Origin of the sequence: Amycolatopsis sp. CA-128772 (assembly GCF_002904295.1) — a bacterium.
Classification (GTDB): Bacteria; Actinomycetota; Actinomycetes; order Mycobacteriales; family Pseudonocardiaceae; genus Amycolatopsis.
Genome location: NZ_PPHG01000072.1, coordinates 166,669 through 181,816 on the forward strand (window position 1 = coordinate 166,669; position 15,148 = coordinate 181,816).

15 protein-coding genes are annotated in these 15,148 nt (G+C 72.6%); 9 read left to right on the forward strand and 6 right to left on the reverse strand.

Annotated elements, in window-relative coordinates:
- Window positions 1-19 precede the first annotated feature (19 nt).
- A complete protein-coding gene (locus tag C2L59_RS26675) occupies window positions 20-628 on the reverse strand; it encodes an SGNH/GDSL hydrolase family protein (protein ID WP_233223697.1) in 609 nt (202 codons plus the stop codon).
- A gap of 47 nt (window positions 629-675) precedes the next feature.
- Here C2L59_RS26675 and C2L59_RS26680 point away from each other — a divergent pair, with 47 nt between their 5' ends.
- Entirely contained in the window at window positions 676-1,461 is a 786-nt protein-coding gene (locus C2L59_RS26680) for an alpha/beta hydrolase (protein ID WP_103352241.1), read from the forward strand.
- Between the two features lie 69 nt (window positions 1,462-1,530).
- A complete protein-coding gene (locus C2L59_RS26685) occupies window positions 1,531-2,493 on the forward strand; it encodes a zinc-binding dehydrogenase (protein WP_103352242.1) in 963 nt (320 codons plus the stop codon).
- Between the two features lie 6 nt (window positions 2,494-2,499).
- Here C2L59_RS26685 and C2L59_RS49290 read toward each other — a convergent pair whose 3' ends face one another.
- Complete coding sequence (locus C2L59_RS49290) at window positions 2,500-2,733, reverse strand: hypothetical protein (protein ID WP_233223698.1); 234 nt, start codon at window positions 2,731-2,733, stop codon at window positions 2,500-2,502.
- A gap of 236 nt (window positions 2,734-2,969) precedes the next feature.
- Between C2L59_RS49290 and C2L59_RS49295 the strand changes: the two genes are divergently transcribed.
- The 3 genes from C2L59_RS49295 to C2L59_RS26700 all read left to right on the forward strand — a co-directional run bounded on the left by C2L59_RS49295 (window position 2,970) and on the right by C2L59_RS26700 (window position 5,008).
- Window positions 2,970-3,317: a hypothetical protein gene (locus C2L59_RS49295; RefSeq protein ID WP_233223699.1), complete on the forward strand. Its 348-nt coding sequence runs from the start codon at window positions 2,970-2,972 to the stop codon at window positions 3,315-3,317.
- Between the two features lie 171 nt (window positions 3,318-3,488).
- Window positions 3,489-4,241 carry an SDR family oxidoreductase gene (locus C2L59_RS26695; protein ID WP_103352243.1) on the forward strand — a complete coding sequence of 251 codons (753 nt, stop codon included), beginning with the start codon at window positions 3,489-3,491 and terminating at the stop codon, window positions 4,239-4,241.
- A complete protein-coding gene (locus tag C2L59_RS26700; protein WP_103352244.1) occupies window positions 4,238-5,008 on the forward strand; it encodes an SDR family oxidoreductase in 771 nt (256 codons plus the stop codon). The genes C2L59_RS26695 and C2L59_RS26700 overlap by 4 nt, the downstream gene beginning before the upstream one ends.
- Before the next feature lie 46 nt (window positions 5,009-5,054).
- Here the strand turns inward: C2L59_RS26700 and C2L59_RS26705 are convergent, their stop codons facing one another.
- The gene (locus C2L59_RS26705; protein WP_103352245.1) at window positions 5,055-5,570 is read right to left on the reverse strand and encodes a dihydrofolate reductase family protein; all 516 of its coding nucleotides are present in this window, start codon (window positions 5,568-5,570) and stop codon (window positions 5,055-5,057) included.
- 58 nt (window positions 5,571-5,628) lie between these two features.
- Complete coding sequence (locus C2L59_RS26710; RefSeq protein ID WP_103352246.1) at window positions 5,629-6,420, reverse strand: enoyl-CoA hydratase-related protein; 792 nt, start codon at window positions 6,418-6,420, stop codon at window positions 5,629-5,631.
- A 154-nt stretch (window positions 6,421-6,574) separates the two neighbouring features.
- Here C2L59_RS26710 and C2L59_RS26715 point away from each other — a divergent pair, with 154 nt between their 5' ends.
- Window positions 6,575-9,649: a glycoside hydrolase family 2 TIM barrel-domain containing protein gene (locus tag C2L59_RS26715; protein ID WP_199199262.1), complete on the forward strand. Its 3,075-nt coding sequence runs from the start codon at window positions 6,575-6,577 to the stop codon at window positions 9,647-9,649.
- Between the two features lie 43 nt (window positions 9,650-9,692).
- Here the strand turns inward: C2L59_RS26715 and C2L59_RS26720 are convergent, their stop codons facing one another.
- Complete coding sequence (locus C2L59_RS26720) at window positions 9,693-10,541, reverse strand: hypothetical protein (protein ID WP_103352248.1); 849 nt, start codon at window positions 10,539-10,541, stop codon at window positions 9,693-9,695.
- Window positions 10,542-10,885: 344 nt separating this feature from the next.
- On the opposite strand from C2L59_RS26720, the gene C2L59_RS26725 reads away from it, so the two are divergent.
- Genes C2L59_RS26725 through C2L59_RS26735 form a run of 3 tightly spaced genes read left to right on the forward strand, consistent with a single transcriptional unit; the run spans window position 10,886 to window position 14,156 of the window.
- A complete protein-coding gene (locus tag C2L59_RS26725) occupies window positions 10,886-12,532 on the forward strand; it encodes an AMP-binding protein (protein ID WP_199199263.1) in 1,647 nt (548 codons plus the stop codon).
- Entirely contained in the window at window positions 12,532-13,512 is a 981-nt protein-coding gene (locus C2L59_RS26730) for a phosphotriesterase (RefSeq protein ID WP_103352249.1), read from the forward strand. Before C2L59_RS26725 ends, C2L59_RS26730 begins: the two co-directional genes overlap by 1 nt.
- 14 nt (window positions 13,513-13,526) lie before the next feature.
- Window positions 13,527-14,156 (forward strand): TetR/AcrR family transcriptional regulator, encoded by a 630-nt coding sequence (locus C2L59_RS26735; RefSeq protein ID WP_103352250.1) that lies wholly within the window; start codon window positions 13,527-13,529, stop codon window positions 14,154-14,156.
- Window positions 14,157-14,172: 16 nt separating this feature from the next.
- On the opposite strand, the gene C2L59_RS26740 is transcribed toward C2L59_RS26735, so the two are convergent.
- Window positions 14,173-15,039, reverse strand: coding sequence for an alpha/beta fold hydrolase (locus C2L59_RS26740; protein WP_103352251.1), 867 nt, complete (start codon window positions 15,037-15,039; stop codon window positions 14,173-14,175).
- Window positions 15,040-15,148 lie beyond the last annotated feature (109 nt).

Consider the following 15,148-nt stretch of genomic DNA (forward strand, 5'->3'; position numbering starts at 1 on the left):
CCGGCGCGCCGCTGACGGCTCAGGCGGCCAGTTGCGCGGCCGCGGCCAGCACGTGTGGTGCCAGGCCCTCCGCGATCACCCCGTACCCGGCCGACGACGGGTGGAAGCGGTCGGCCGAAAACAGCGCCGGTTCCGCGGCGAAGCGGGCCGCGAGCTCAGGGCCCGCCGCGGCCACCGCGCCCCCGGCGCGGATGGCCGCTTCGGCCTGGGCCTGCGCGTAGTGGCCGCTGGCCGCCGAGACCAGCTGCCGGTAGGGCCCGGGTACCCGGGCCACGATCCCCAGGTCGGGGGCCGGTACCACGATCACGCGGGCGCCCGCCCGGACCAGGCGGGCCACGGCGTCGTGCAGCTGGCGGGCGCCGACCGCCGGCGACACGAACCCGGCGAGGTCGTTCGCGCCGATCACGATCAGGGCCAGGTCCACGCCCTCGCCGAGGGCCACGCCGACCTGGCGTTCCAGGTCGGACGAGCGCGCTCCGGGCACACCGAGGCCCCGCAGGTGGACCGGGTGGCCCGCGTCGCGCAGCCGCCGGGTCAGCCGGCGGCCGAGGGTGTCGTCCTCGCGGGTGCTGCCGACGCCCGCCGCCAGGGAGTCGCCGAGGATGCAGAATCTGAGTGGTGAGGTCATCACCGGGTACAACGTGGCGGGGACGCCGATGTTTCCCGGGGACGGTAATGGCCGTTGTGGTGGTGCTGCTGCTGGTGCTCGCCGCGCTGTGGGCGGTCCAGCGGCGGCTGATCTACCTCCCGGACACCACCCCGGTGCCCGCCGCCGCGCGGCTGCTGCCCGGCGCCGATGACGTCCGCCTGCGCACTGCCGACGGGCTGGAGCTGGGTGCCTGGTACCTCCGGCCGCCGGGGCGGGAGCCGGCGGCGACGGTGCTCGTCGCCGGCGGCAACGGCGGCAACCGCGCCGGGCGGGCCCCGCTGGCCGCGAAGCTCGCCGAAGCCGGGCTGGCCGTGCTGCTCCTGGACTACCGCGGCTACGGCGGCAACCCGGGCGCGCCCAGCGAGGACGGCCTCGCCCTGGACGTCCGCGCGGCCCACCGCTTCCTGACCGAAGACCGGCGCGTCCCGCCCGGGCGCCTCCTCTACTTCGGCGAGAGCCTCGGCTGCGCCGTCGTGACGGAGCTGGCCCTCGAACACCCGCCGGCCGGGCTGCTCCTGCGGTCTCCGTTCGCCGATCTCGCTTCGGTGGCCGCGGAAATCTATCCCTACCTGCCGGTGCGCCTGCTGCTGCGCGACCGGTTCCCGGTCAAGGAGGAGGCCGCGCGGCTGCACGTCCCGGCGGTCGTGGTCGTCGGCGGCCGGGACTCGATCGTCCCGCCGTCCCAAAGCCGCGAAGTGGCGGCCGCGGCGTCGGCCCGGCTGGTGGAGGTCCCCGGCGCCGACCACAACGACCCCGTGCTGCTCGAGGGCCGGGACGTCGTCGACGCCGTGCGGTCGCTGGTGCCGCGCTGAACCTGGTCCTGGCGGACCCAGGTCCGGCCGGGCCTGTCCCGCCGCCGCGGGCCGCCGCAGGATCGGGGCATGACGAACACCATGAAGGCGGTCACCATCCCCCGATTCGGCCCGGCCGAGGTCCTGCGGCTCGCGTCCGTGGCGGTCCCGGAGCCCGGGCCCGGCGAGGTCTCGATCGACGTCGCCTACGCCGGCGCCAACTTCGCCGAGATCCTCTACCGGCAGGGTGTCGTGGACGTTCCGCTCCCGTTCGTCCCCGGCATCGAGGTCTCCGGGCGGATCCGCGCGCTGGGCGAGGGCGTGACGGGCCTGGCGGTCGGGGAGCCGGTGGCCGCGCTGACCATCGTCGCGAGCGGTGGCTACGCCGAGGTCGTCACCACCGCCGCCGAGCTCGTCGCCCCGCTGGGCGCGACCGGGCTCGACGTGGCCGCCGCGGTGCCGTCCAACAGCACCACCGCCTTCCTCGTCCTGGAACGCGTGGCCGGGCTGAAGCGCGGCGAGCGCGTGCTGGTGCACGCCGCCGCCGGCGGCGTCGGCAGCCAGCTCGGGCAGGTCGCCCGGCTGCTCGGGGCCGGCCGGGTGGCCGGGACCGTCGGCAGCGCGGCGAAGATCGCCGTGGCCAGGGCGTACGGCTACGACGAGGTCGTCCTGCGCGAGCAGGCCGGCGGCACCGGGGAGTTCGACGTGGTGGTGGACATGGTCGGCGGGCCGGCCCGCCGCGCGAGCCTGGACCGGCTGGCCCCGATGGGACGCCTGGTGGTCATGGGCAACGCCTCGGGCGCCGAAGACGCCGGCATCTCCGCCAACGAACTGTGGTTCACGAACAAGACGGTGGCCGGCTTCAACCTGGCCGCGTTGTCCGCCGTCGCCCCGGAAACCGTGGGCCGGGCGCTGCGCCGTGCCGTCGCGGCCGTCGCGGACGGCACCCTGCGCGTCGACGTCGAACCGCTGCCGCTGGCGGACGCCGTGACCGCGCACCGCCGCCTCGAATCCGGTTCGACGACCGGGAAGCTCGTCCTGCGCGTGCGGTGACGCCCCTCAGGTCCCCCTCTTCTTCATCAGCTCGCCGAGGTCGACGACCTGGTCGGCGGGCGGCGGTTCGATGTCGACCGGCTTGCCCCGGTCGCGGTAGTCGGTCGCGCCCCGGGCCGGACCGCCCTGCGACATCCCGGTGGACGCCTCGAGGGTGAACCGCGCGGGCCGGCGCGCCGCGTCGAGCCACAGCTCGGCGGGCAGCTCGGCGGTGGCCGTCCTGGCCGGCTTGCCGTCCACGGGCGGCTCGGCGAACTCGGGGAACAGCTCCGGCGCCCGGGCGGTGTCGAGCTCGAGGCGGTAGTGGTCGACCGGCCGGTCGCCGAGCCGGCTCGGCCGACACGATCCGGCCGGTCCGCTCGATCTCCGCCAGGGCCACGCCGAGGTCGGGCAGCTTCGCGACCACCGGGACCACTGGGACCACTGGGACCGCGGCGGCGGCCGCCTGGTGGATCGGGTCGGTGCTGTCCGGGTCGGTGCCGATCCACTCCTTGCCGGGCACCCCCGCCGGCGAGTGGGTGAAGGTCTTCTTGCCGATCACGCGCAGCTCGCTGCCGCCGACCGTCATGGTGAGGCTGCTCGTGCGGCCGTCGAAGCTCAGCGAGCCGGCGGACTCCGTGGTCGTCGTGCCGGGCACGGCCGACGTGGTGAAGCCCGCGGACGGCGCTTCGGCGATGCCGGCGCGGGCGGCCGCCACGAGCTGGGCGACGTCGGTGACCGGCGCGGTGAGCGTGGCGGGGGCCGTCGGCGGTGCGCTGACCGGCCCGAGGTCGCAGGCCGGCAGGACCAGGGCGGCCACGATCAGCAAGCGGTTCTCCGCATAGCGCCCCCTCGGTGTCGTGATCCGGGGAAGGTATCCGGCGAAGGTCACGTTCCGGGCGGCGTGGCGGCGGCGGGTGTGACGTGTGTCCGCCTTGAGACCCGGGGCGCATCGCGCATAATGGCCCCTGACCGACTGCTTGGTATGTGCCGGGCACCACAGCCGAAGGAGACCCGTGAACTCGTTCAAGGATCGCGTCGCGATCGTCACCGGGGCCAGCCGGGGCATCGGCCTCGGGATCGCGAAGACGCTCGTCGAGCGCGGCGCCAAGGTGTGCCTCACCGCGCGCAAGCCGGAGGCCCTGGAAGAGGCCGTCAGCTCGCTCGGCGGCCCGGACGTCGCCATGTTCGTGGCCGGCAAGGCCGACGACACCGACCACCAGGACGAGACGGTCGCCAAGACGATCGAGACCTTCGGGCGGCTGGACTACCTGGTCAACAACACCGGCATCAACCCCGTCTACGGCCCGACGCTCGACATCGATCCGGCCGCCGCGGCGAAGATCCTCGGCGTCAACGTGCTCGCGCCGCTGGGCTGGACCAAGCGCGCCCGCGACGCGTGGATGGGCGAGCACGGCGGGGCCGTCGTCAACGTCGCGTCCGTCGCCGGCCTCGGCGCTTCGCCGGGCATCGGCATGTACGGCGTCAGCAAGGCCGCGCTGATCCGGCTGACCGTCGAGCTCGGCGCCGAACTCGGGCCGAAGATCCGCGTCAACGCCGTCGCCCCGGCCGTGGTCAAGACGAAGTTCGCGACGGCGCTGTACGAGGGCCGCGAGGAGGAGGTCGCCGCGGCGTACCCGATGAAGCGGCTCGGCGTGCCGTCCGACATCGCCGGCGCGGTCGCGTTCCTGCTGTCCGACGACGCGGGCTGGATCACCGGCCAGACCGTGGTCCTCGACGGCGGCGTGACCCTCGGCGGTGGCCTGTGACCGGCGTCGTCGTCACCGGCGGCGGGGGTGGCATCGGGGCCGCGCTGGCCCGCCGCTTCGCCGCCGGGGGAGCCCAGGTCGTCGTGGCGGACCTCGACGGGGACAAGGCGGCCGAGGTCGCGGCCGAAATCGAGGGCACGGCCTTCGTGGGCGACGTCGCGAGCCTGGACGGCGTCACGAAGCTGATCGAGAGCGCCCGCGGGACGCTGGGCGAGATCGACGTCTTCTGCGCGAACGCGGGCATCGCGCCCTTCGGCGGCGCGGAGAGCGGAGAGGAGGTGTGGGCGCGCACCTGGGACGTCAACGTCATGGCGCACGTCCGCGCGGCGAACCTGCTGCTGCCGGCGTGGCTCGAGCGCGGTCAGGGCCACTTCGTCGCGACGGTGTCGGCCGCCGGCCTGCTGACCAGCCTGGGCTCGGCCCCGTACTCGGTGACCAAGCACGGCGCGCTGGCGTTCGCGGAATGGCTGTCGGCGACCTACCGGCACCGCGGCATCACCGTGCAGGCGATCTGCCCGCAGGGCGTGCGCACGGCGATGCTGGAGAGCACCGGTACCGCGGGCCAGCTCCTGATGGGCGCTTCGGCGATCGAGCCGGAGCAGGTGGCGGACGCACTGTTCGCGGCGATCGACGAGAAGCGGTTCCTGGTGCTGCCGCACCCGGAGGTCGCGGGCTACTACGCGGCGCGCGCCACCGAGACCGACCGGTGGCTGGGCGGGATGAACAAGCTGCAGCGCAAGGTCGAAGAGGCCGTCGGGGAGCTGTGACCCCGGAGGGCACCCCGCCGTCACGCCGGCGGCGGGGTGCACCCGGTCAACCGAGCACGCGATACCAGTGCGGCGCGAGGGGCTCGAGCTCGACGGCCGGCCCCGGCCGGTCCAACATCCGGACCCCGGAGCCGAGCAGCACCGGCACCGGCAGCGCCAGGACCTCGTCGAGCACGCCGGCTTCCAGGCACTGCCGGGCGACGTCGGCGCCGAGCACGTTGACGTACTTCTCGCCCGCCGCCGCCTTCGCCGCGGTGACGGCCTCGGTCAGGTCGCCGAAAAACGTCACGTCCGGTACCGGGGTCGCCGGGGCGTGGTGGGTGAGCACGAACTGCGGCCCTTCCCAGCCGCCGCCGAACGCCTTGCCTTCGCCTTCGCCGCCGCGGTGGGGGTCGTCGCCGCCGAACGTGCGGCGGCCCACCAGCAGCGCGCCGATCCGCGGGATCAGGTCCTCGACCAGCGGGTCGGGACCCAGGTACGGGGTCAGCCAGGACATGTCACCGCCCGGGCCGGCGATGAAGCCGTCGACCGAGCAGCTGAACGCGTAGAGCAGTTTGGCCATGGGACCTACCTCCGTGGGAGTGCCGGACGCAGGTACCGACTCCCGCGGCCGCCGGAACTCATCGGCCGGGCGGGAACCGCGGCGGGCGGCGTTCGTTCCAGCTCGCCAGGCCCTCGGCCAGCTCCGGGCGGCCGAAGGAGTCCAGCATCAGCGCCGTCGCTTCGCGGGCCGCCTCCGGCAGCGGCAGCAGGGCCTCGCGCGCGAACTGCGCCTTCATCACCGCCATCGACCGCGGAGCGCTGTAGGTCGCCAGCTCGGTCGCGTAGGCGTGCGCGCGCAGCTGCAGCTCCCCGGCCGGGACGACCTCCTGGACCAGTCCGTAGGCCAGCGCCTGTCCGGCGGTGAAGGTGCGGCCGGACAGCAGCAGGTCGCGGGCCCGGCCCTGGCCGACGAGCTCCGGCAGCAGCTTCGCGATGCCGTACTCGGCGATCAGGCCGCGGCGGGCGAACGCGGTGGTGAACTTCGCGCCCGCGGCGGCGAACCGGACGTCCGCCGAGCAGGCGATGACGAACCCCAGCCCGGCGCAGCCGCCGTTGACCGCGGCCACCACCGGCACGCCCACCGAGGCGGCCGCGAGCACGTCCCGGAAGTTCTCGTGCCCGGTTTCCCGGGCGGGCGGGCCCTCGGCGAGGGAGTCGAGCAACCCCAGGTCGGCGCCGGGGCAGAAGGCCCTGCCCGCGCCCGTGACGACCACCGCGCGGACCGCCGGATCGGCGTCCGCCTGCCGCAGCAGGGCGCCGTAGCGGGCCTGCATCGGGACGTCCATCGCGTTGCTGCGGTCCGGCCGGTCGAACGTGCACGTCGCGACCGCGCCCTCCGTCTCGTACCGCATGCCGTCCACAGTGGACATCGTCGCCTCCTCGGGGCCGAACCTCATACTAAGCGGTCGCTTGGCCAAAAGTCGAGAACGGAGTTCGAAATCATCGAACCCTTTGATTGTCCGGAAAACTCTGTGCCATAGTGCTTTCCGCCCGCACGTCGCCGCGCTGGAAGGGGATCGTCCGATGCCGGAAGAAGAACCGAGCGGTCTCCGCAGACGGGTGGTCCTGGGTGGGGCCGGCGCCGCCGTCGCCGTCTCGGCCGTCGCGCCGATCGCCCGGGCCGCCGACGCGGTCGCGCCGGCGGAACCGGCCAGAGAAAGCGCTTTCACCACCGGCTGGCGGTTCGTCCTCGCCAACCCCGACGGCGTCACCGATCCCACCGGCCGCTACGACCACGCCCCCGACCCCGCCTTCGACGACTCGGCGTGGGCGGTCGTCGACGTCCCGCACGACTGGAGCATCGAGCTGCCGCCCACCGAAAAGGGAGGCACCAGCAGCGGGTCCGGCTTCTTCCGCGGCGGCCTCGGCTGGTACCGCAAGACGTTCACGCTGCCGCCCTCGGTGACCGGCAAGCGGGTGTCGGTGGAGTTCGACGGCGTCTGTTCGGATGCCCACGTGTACCTCAACGGCGAGCTGCTCGGCCACCACCCGTACGCCTACACCGGGTTCGCCTTCGACCTCACCGGCCGGGTGCACACCGACGGGCGGCCGAACGTCCTCGCCGTGCGCGCGACCAACCCGCTGCCGAGCAGCCGCTGGTACTCCGGCAGCGGCATCTTCCGCCGCGTCCGCCTGGTCGTCACCGAGCCGGTGCACGTGGCCCGGCACGGCACGTTCGTCACCACCCCGGACATCGCCGCCGGCCGGGGCACCGTGCGGGTGGCCACGGACGTCGTGAACGACTCCGGCGCCGCGGTGACGGCCCAGGTGCGCACCACGGTCACCGACCCGGCGGGCCGCGTGGTGGCGAACGGCTCGGTCACCGTGGAGGTCGCGGCCGGGCAGGCGGCGAAGGCGGTGTCCGGGCTGCGGGTCGAGCGTCCCCAGCTCTGGTCGGCCGGCGCACCCCGGCTGTACCGGCTGCGCACCGACGTCGTCGTGGCCGGACGCGTGCTCGACACGACCACCGCGGACTTCGGCTTCCGCTTCACCGAATTCCACCCGGACCACGGCTTTTCCCTCAACGGCGTGCCGGTGAAGCTGCGCGGGGTCAACCTGCACGCGAGCCAGGGCGCGCTCGGCGCGGTGATCGACCCGGCCGCGCTGGAGCACCAGATGTGGCTGATGCTCGCGATGGGCGTCAACGCGCTGCGCACCGCGCACAATCCGCCCGACCCGCAATTGGTGACGGTCTGCGAGCGGCTCGGGATCGTCATGATGGTCGAGGCGTTCGACTGCTGGCGCACCGGCAAGCTCGAGTACGACTACCACCGGGACTTCGACGAGTGGAGCGGCCGCGACATCGCCGAAATGGTGCACGCGGCCAAGAACTCGCCCGCGGTCGTGCTGTGGTCGATCGGCAACGAGGTGCCGGACGCGTCGATGGCGGGCGGCCCGGAGATCGCCGCCGGGCTGATCGCCGCGGTCCGGGCGATCGACAGCACCCGGCCGGTCGTGATGGGCTCGGACCGCTACCGCGGCGTGCCCGCGCCCGGCTCGCCGCAGGACCTCATCCTCAAGCAGCTCGACGGCCTCGGTGTCAACTACAACACCGCCCAGTCGATCGACGGGCTGCACAAGCAGTACCCGGACAAGTTCTTCTTCGAGTCCGAATCGTCGTCGGCCACGTCGACGCGCGGGGTCTACCAGGACCCGGACCTGCCCAACACCGGGGAAAACCACACGCCGGGCAAGCGGGCGACCTCGTCCTACGACAACAACCTGGCGTCGTGGACGTTCAGCGGCGAGTACTCGCTGAAGAAGGACCGCGACCGGAAGTTCTGCCTGGGCCAGTTCCTCTGGGCGGGCCAGGACTACCTCGGCGAGCCCACGCCGTACGACGTCTTCCCGGTCAAGACGTCCTTCTTCGGTGCGATCGACAGCGCCGGCCTGCCCAAGGACGCCTTCCACCTCTTCCGCAGCCAGTGGACCAGCGCGCCGATGGTGCACCTGACCCCGATGGACTGGACGAACCACCGCGCCGGCGAGCCCGTCGCGGTGTGGGTATACTCCACTGTGGACTCGGTCGAGCTGGTGCTCAACGGGAAGTCGCTGGGAGTGAAGAAGTTCGACCGCAAGACCACTGTGGACGGCCGGCGATACCTGGAGACGACCGAACCTGCCGGGGACGACAAGAACGACCCGTCCGGCAGCTACGTGAGCCCGAACGGCAGCACCGGCAAGCTGCACCTGAGCTGGACCGTGCCGTTCGAACCCGGCACGCTCACCGCGATCGCCCGCTCCGGCGGCCGCGAGGTGGCGCGGGACCAGCTCGTCACGGCCGGACCGCCGCACGCGGTGAAGCTCGGCGTCGACGCGCCGGGCGGTGGCGTGGTTCCCGGGGCGATGACGTTCGTGACGGCGTCGGTCGTGGACGCCCACGGGGTGATCGTCCCCGGTGCCGAGCCGGTGCTGCGGTTCACCGTGGCCGGGCCCGGCCGGGTCGCCGGCGTCGACAACGGACGGCAGGAACTCGCCCAGAGCTACCAGCAGCCGACGATCCCGGCGTTCAAGGGGCTGGCCGTCGCCGTCGTCGCGGCGACCGGCGGCCGCGGCCCGATCAGCGTGACGGCGAGCGCTCCGGGGCTGACACCGGGGAAGCTCACCCTGCCCGGCTCGGCCCTCGGGCAGCGCAACGGCCCGGGGGCGCGCGCGGCCGGGAACCCGGTGCTCCCGGCGGCCTCGACCGCGGACGCGAGCTACTCGGGCGCCCCGGACACGCTGCCGGCCGCGATGCTGGACGGGAACCCGGCCACCGGCTGGTCGAACTTCTACGTCAAGCCGGCGACGGCGACGCTGAAGGCGGTGAGCAGGCCGCGGGCCGAAGACTGGGTGTCCCTGGCGTGGCCGTCGGCCCAGCGGCTCACCGCTGTCACGGCGAACTTCGTAGTGGACGGGACGCTGACGCTCCCGGTGTCCGCCGAAGTCGCCTACCGCACGGCCCGGGGTTTCGTGCCGGTGCCCCACCTGCGGATCACGTGGGGGACCGGGGCGAACGACCCGACGACGTTCGCCTTCGATCCGGTCGCCACCACGGAGGTGCGGGTGACGATGACCGCGAAGGGCTTCCTGCGGATCAGCGCCCTGCTGGCCCGGTGAGGCGCGGGTCCGGCGGGGCGCACCCCCCGCCGGACCCCGGTGGTCACCGGCTACAGGGCGCGAGCGCGTCGAGGCCCTGCGGCTTGGCCGCGGTGCGGCCGATGGCGGTGGCGATCCGGTTGATCGTCGCCACGCGCTTGTCTTCCAGCGGGCCGAGGATGGCGTTCTGGACGAAGTTCGGGCCGCCCTGGCCGACGGTCGTGCGCAGGCGGTTGTCGGCTTCGCTGATCTGGGTGTTCAGCAGCTCGAGGTTCCGCTGGACCTCGGCCTGGGCCTGGGCGGGGATGGCCGGGAGCTTGCCCGCCACGTCGGGGCAGGAGATCTGGCCGACGCCGGCGTTCCCGGTGTTGCCCGTGTTCCCGTTCCGGCCGGCGTTGCCGTTGTTGCCCGCGTTGCCGTTCTGGCCGCCGTTGCCCGTGCCCTGGGCCGGTGCCGGCGCGGCGGCCGTACCGCCCACGGAGCAGGTGGCCAGGCCGTCGAGGCCCTGCGGCTTCTCGGCGCGGCGCCCGATCGAGATGGCGATGCGGTCGATCGTCGACTTCCGCTTGTCCGCCAATGGCCCGAGGATGGCGTTCTGGACGAAGTTCGGGCCGCCCTGGCCGACGGTCGTGCGCAGGCGGTTGCCGGCTTCGCTGATCTGGGTGTTCAGCAGGTCCAGGTTGCGCGTCACCTCGGCCTGGGCCTGCGCGGGGATGGCGGGGAGCTTGCTCGCCACGTCGGGGCAGGTGATCTGGCCGGCCGCCGCCTGTCCGCCCGAAGCGGCGTTGGCGGCGCCGGGGTCGCCGAAGGTCGTGGCGACCGCCAGTGCTCCGCCCGCGATCGCGAGGCCGAGGGCCGCCGTCGCGATCTTCGTCCGCCGGGACAGGCGGTGTCGTCCACCGGAAGCAGGCATGAATGACTCCGTTTTCGTACGTGAGTTAGCGTGAACATATGGGTGCTCCGCCGTGTTCGGGGGATACGGCGGAGTATTCGGATGGGGCGGGCCAATCGGGCCGCCGACGTCATGGTGGCCTCTCCATCAGGGGTTTGTCCAGTGTGATGGGACCGAAAAAGAAGATCTGAACCATTTCGAACCGCGGTACGTGTACCCGGGTGACGGCGGCAGCTGGCTGCATTCTTTCGACGCATCGGAATTGCCGCTCGCAATTCCGGCGTGCCCGGCCGGGCTTGACGCGGGCCGCCGTGGCCTCCTAGCGTCCACATACCGACCGGTCGGTGTCCAAGGGAGGTCACTGGATGAGCTGGTACGACGCGAAGCCCTGGCTCGCGAGCTACGACGAACGGGTGCGGGCCGCGGGTCCGGCGCAGCCCGTCACGCTGCCCGAGATGTTCCGCCGCGCGGTGAACCACGTCCCGGACCGGGCGGCGATCGCGTACTTCGACGCGCGGCTGAGCTACCGCGAAGTCGACGAGCTCTCCGACGGCGTCGCCCGGTACCTGACGGCCCACGGCTTCGCCCGCGGCGACCGGCTGGCCCTCGTGCTGCAGAACATCCCGCAGTTCGTCATCGCGCTGCTGGGCGCGTGGAAGGCCGGCGGGATCGTGGTGCCGGTCAACCCGATGTACCGCGAACGCGAGCTCGCGCACGTGTTCACCGACGCCGGGGTGAAGGCGATCGTCTGCTCGCAGCGCGGCTGGAACGCTTACATCGGCGAGGCGGCGGCCGGGCTGGACATCGCGCTCACCACGAGCGAACTGGAGTTCCAGACCCGCGACGACGAGCGCGTCCTGGCCAAGGTGACGCGGGAGGCGACGCCGGGCGCGACCGAGCTCCTCGAAGCCGCGGCGACGCCGGGCCCGAAGCCGCCGGAACCCGCCTTCGCGACCGGCGACGTCGCGTTGATCAGCTACACCTCCGGCACGAGCGGCACGCCGAAGGGCGCCACCAACACCCACGGCAACATCGGCACCAACGCCGCCGGCCTCGGCTCCTTCAGCGGCCTGCCCGCGGGCTCGACGCTGTTCGGGCTCGCGCCGCTGTTCCACATCACCGGCATGGTCTGCGAGCTGGGTTCCGCGATCGACATCGAGGGCACGCTGGCCCTGGCCTACCGCTTCGAGCCGGGCGTCGTGCTCGACGCGTTCCTCGAGCACCAGCCGTCGTACACGGTCGGGCCGTCCACGGCCTACATGGCGCTGATGGCGCACCCCTCGTTCAGCCGGGAGCACTTCAGCTCGTTCGCGCTGCTGTACTCCGGCGGCGCCGCCCTGCCGCCCGCCGTCGTCGAGGCGTTCCGCGCGAAGACCGGGCACTACATCCACAACGGCTACGGGCTCACCGAAACCACGGCCGGCTGCATCGTCGTCCCGGGCACCCTGGAGGCGCCGATCGACCCGGAATCGGGCACCATCTCGATCGGCCTGCCGGTGCCGGACACGATCGTCCGGATCCTCGGCGAGAACGGCGAAGAGCTGCCGCCGGGCCGGCCGGGGGAGATCGCCGTCGAAGGCCCGATGGTCGTGTCCGGCTACTGGAACCGCCCGGACGCCACCGCCGAGTCGCTGCCCGGCGGCCGGCTGCTCACCGGTGACATCGGGTTCATGGACGAACGCGGCTGGGTCTACGTCGTCGACCGCAAGAAGGACATGATCAACGCGTCCGGCTTCAAGGTCTGGCCGCGCGAGGTCGAAGACGTCCTGTACACCCACCCGGCGGTCCGCGAGGCGGCCGTCGTCGGGATCGCCGACGAATACCGCGGCGAGACGGTCAAGGCGTACGTCAGCCCGGCGCCCGGCGCGAACGCCGACCCCGCGGAGCTGGTCGCCTGGTGCAAGGAACGGCTCGCGGCCTACAAGTACCCGCGGACCATCGAAGTCCTCGACGAGCTGCCGAAGACCACGAGCGGCAAGATCCTGCGCCGCGAGCTGCGGGCGCGCGGCTGATGATCGACACGGTCCGCGGCGCGATCGCGCCGGAAGCGCTGGGCCGGGTGCTGATGCACGAGCACCTCTTCGTGCTGAGCCCCGAATTCGCCGAGAACTACCCGGAGCACGAAGGGTTCCGCGAGGACGAGCACGTCCCCGAGGCGATCCGGCGCCTGAAGGAGCTCAAGGACGCGGGAATCGACACGATCGTCGACCCGACGGTGATCGGGCTGGGCCGCTACATCCCGCGCGTGCAGCGGGTGGCGGCCGAGGTCGAGGTCAACATCGTCGTGGCGACCGGGCTCTACACCTACAACGACGTCCCGCACTACCTGCACTTCCGCGGGCCGGGCACGCTGCTGCAGGGTGAAGACCCGCTGGTGGGCATGTTCGTCGGGGATCTGCGCGAGGGCATCGCGGGCACCGGCGTCAAGGCGGGCCTGCTCAAGTGCGCGACCGACGAACCCGGGGTGACGCCGGGCGTCGAGCGCGTGCTGCGGGCGGTGGCTCGCGCCCACGTCGAAACCGGCGCGCCGATCATGACGCACACGCACGCGGGCACCCGGCGCGGGCTGGAGCAGCAGGCGGTGTTCGAGTCCGAAGGCGTCGACCTGACCCGCGTGCTCATCGGGCATTCGGGCGACTCGACGGACCTGGGCTACCTGACGGAGCTGGCCGACCGCGGCTCGCTGCTGGGCATGGACCGGTTCGGCCTGGACCTGCTGCTGCCGTTCGAGGAGCGGGTGGACACGGTGGCGGCGCTGTGCGAACGCGGGTATGCGGGCAGCATGGTGCTCTCGCACGACGCGTCCTGCTACATCGACTGGCTGCCGTCGGCGCAGCTGCCGTCGATCGCGCCGAACTGGCACTACCTGCACATCACCCGGGACGTGCTGCCGGCGCTGCGCGAGCGCGGGGTGTCCGAACCGGACATCACGACGATGCTGGTGGACAACCCGCGGCGGTTCCTGTCGTGGCGTTATCCTGGTGCGTCCTGAGAGGGGGTATTGCGGTGACCCGAGCAAGCACCCGCAAGCCGGGCGAGGCCACCGGCGACGACCAGGCCGCCGTCCCCCGGCGGCTGCTGGAGCACGCGACGAAGCTGTTCGCCAAGAAGGGCTTCGACCGCACCTCGGTCCAGGAGATAGTCGAGGCGGCGGGCGTCACCAAGGGCGCGATGTACCACTACTTCGGCTCGAAGGACGACCTGCTCTACGAGATCTACGCCCGCGTGCTGCGCGAGCAGACCCGCCAGCTGGAGAGCGTGGCGTCGTCGGACGCGCCCCTGCGCGAGCGCCTGGCGGCGGCGGCGTCGGACGTCGTGGTGTCGAGCATCGACAACCTGGACGACAACACGATCTTCCTGCAGTCGATGCACCAGCTGTCCCCGGACAAGCAGAAGGCGGTCCGAGCGGAGCGGCGCAAGTACCACGAGCGCTTCCGCGGCCTGATCGAGGAGGGCCAGCGATCGGGCGAGTTCCGCACGGACAAGCCGGCGGACGTGGTGGTGGACTTCTTCTTCGGGTCGGTGCACCACCTGGGGTCGTGGTACCGGCGGAGCGGGTCGCTGACGGCCCGGCAGATCGGCGACCACTACGCGGACCTGCTGCTGGACGCCCTGCGGCCGCCGCCGGGGGAGTAGCGGCCGGCCGGCCCCGCTAGTGCTGCCGGAGGTGGTCCAGCAGCAGCGCGCTCACCTCGTCCGGTGCCTCCATCGCCATCCACTGGCTCGCGCCCTCGACGATCTGGAAGCGGTACTCCGCGTCGATGTGGTGGACCGTCAGCTCCGCCGCGCCCTGGCTCAGGTACGGGTCCTCGCGGCCCCACAGGTACAGCGTCGGGACCGTGATGCGGCCCGCCGGGATGTCGAACTCGTCGTTCGTGGCTCCGCGGTACCAATTCAACGTCGCCGTCAATGCGCCCGGTTCGGAAAGGCGCTCCACCGTGGTTTCGACGATCGTGCGGGGAATGCGGCGGTTGTAAACAGCGCGTAATTGCGCGGCTTCGTCGCGTAAGAGGTATTTCTCGGCTTTGCCGGCCGTGCGGCGGAAGAAGCGGATGTAGCCGAGGTCGTGGAACTGGCCGTCGTCGGTGGCCACCGCCTGCCGCAGGGCCGCCGGGTGCGGGGTCGAGAGCACCGTCAGGGACCGCAGGCGGTCCGGGTGTGCCGTCGCGAACACCCAGGCCACCATGCCGCCCCAGTCGCGGGCGATCAAGTGGAAGCGGTCCGCGCCCTGGCTCTCGGCGAACGCCAGGACGTCGCCGACCAGGAGGTCCAGGGTGTAGTGCTCGACGCCGTCCGGGCGCGCGCCCGCCGCGTACCCGCGCTGGTCGACGGCCAGGGCGCGGTAGCCGGCCTCGCCGAGGGCGTGCAGCTGCTCGGTCCAGCTCTCGGCGAACTCCGGCCAGCCGTGCAGCAGCAGGACGAGCTCGCCCGACGCCGGGCCGGCCGCGAGCGCGGTGTGGCGGTGGTCACCGACGGCGATGGTCAATTCCTCCAGCGCGGCGGCGACGGCGGTTTCCATGGCGCACAGGCTAGATCCGGCCGCACGCGAGAACCATGGGGATAAGACACTTTTGCCACCCTTTTGCGTCTGAAGTGGCCTGGCTCACAGACTGTTCGCTCAGATGAGC

Excerpts from the sequence above, each read along its gene's own strand:
- C2L59_RS26705 (WP_103352245.1), bottom strand. The coding sequence starts at position 5,570 with ATGGCCAAACTGCTCTACGCGTTCAGCTGCTCGGTCGACGGCTTCATC.
- C2L59_RS26685 (WP_103352242.1), top strand. The coding sequence starts at position 1,531 with ATGACGAACACCATGAAGGCGGTCACCATCCCCCGATTCGGCCCGGCC.
- C2L59_RS26710 (WP_103352246.1), bottom strand. The coding sequence starts at position 6,420 with ATGTCCACTGTGGACGGCATGCGGTACGAGACGGAGGGCGCGGTCGCG.
- C2L59_RS26730 (WP_103352249.1), top strand. The coding sequence starts at position 12,532 with ATGATCGACACGGTCCGCGGCGCGATCGCGCCGGAAGCGCTGGGCCGG.
- C2L59_RS26720 (WP_103352248.1), bottom strand. The coding sequence starts at position 10,541 with ATGCCTGCTTCCGGTGGACGACACCGCCTGTCCCGGCGGACGAAGATC.
- C2L59_RS26675 (WP_233223697.1), bottom strand. The coding sequence starts at position 628 with ATGACCTCACCACTCAGATTCTGCATCCTCGGCGACTCCCTGGCGGCG.
- C2L59_RS26680 (WP_103352241.1), top strand. The coding sequence starts at position 676 with ATGGCCGTTGTGGTGGTGCTGCTGCTGGTGCTCGCCGCGCTGTGGGCG.
- C2L59_RS26725 (WP_199199263.1), top strand. The coding sequence starts at position 10,886 with ATGAGCTGGTACGACGCGAAGCCCTGGCTCGCGAGCTACGACGAACGG.
- C2L59_RS26740 (WP_103352251.1), bottom strand. The coding sequence starts at position 15,039 with ATGGAAACCGCCGTCGCCGCCGCGCTGGAGGAATTGACCATCGCCGTC.
- C2L59_RS26715 (WP_199199262.1), top strand. The coding sequence starts at position 6,575 with ATGCCGGAAGAAGAACCGAGCGGTCTCCGCAGACGGGTGGTCCTGGGT.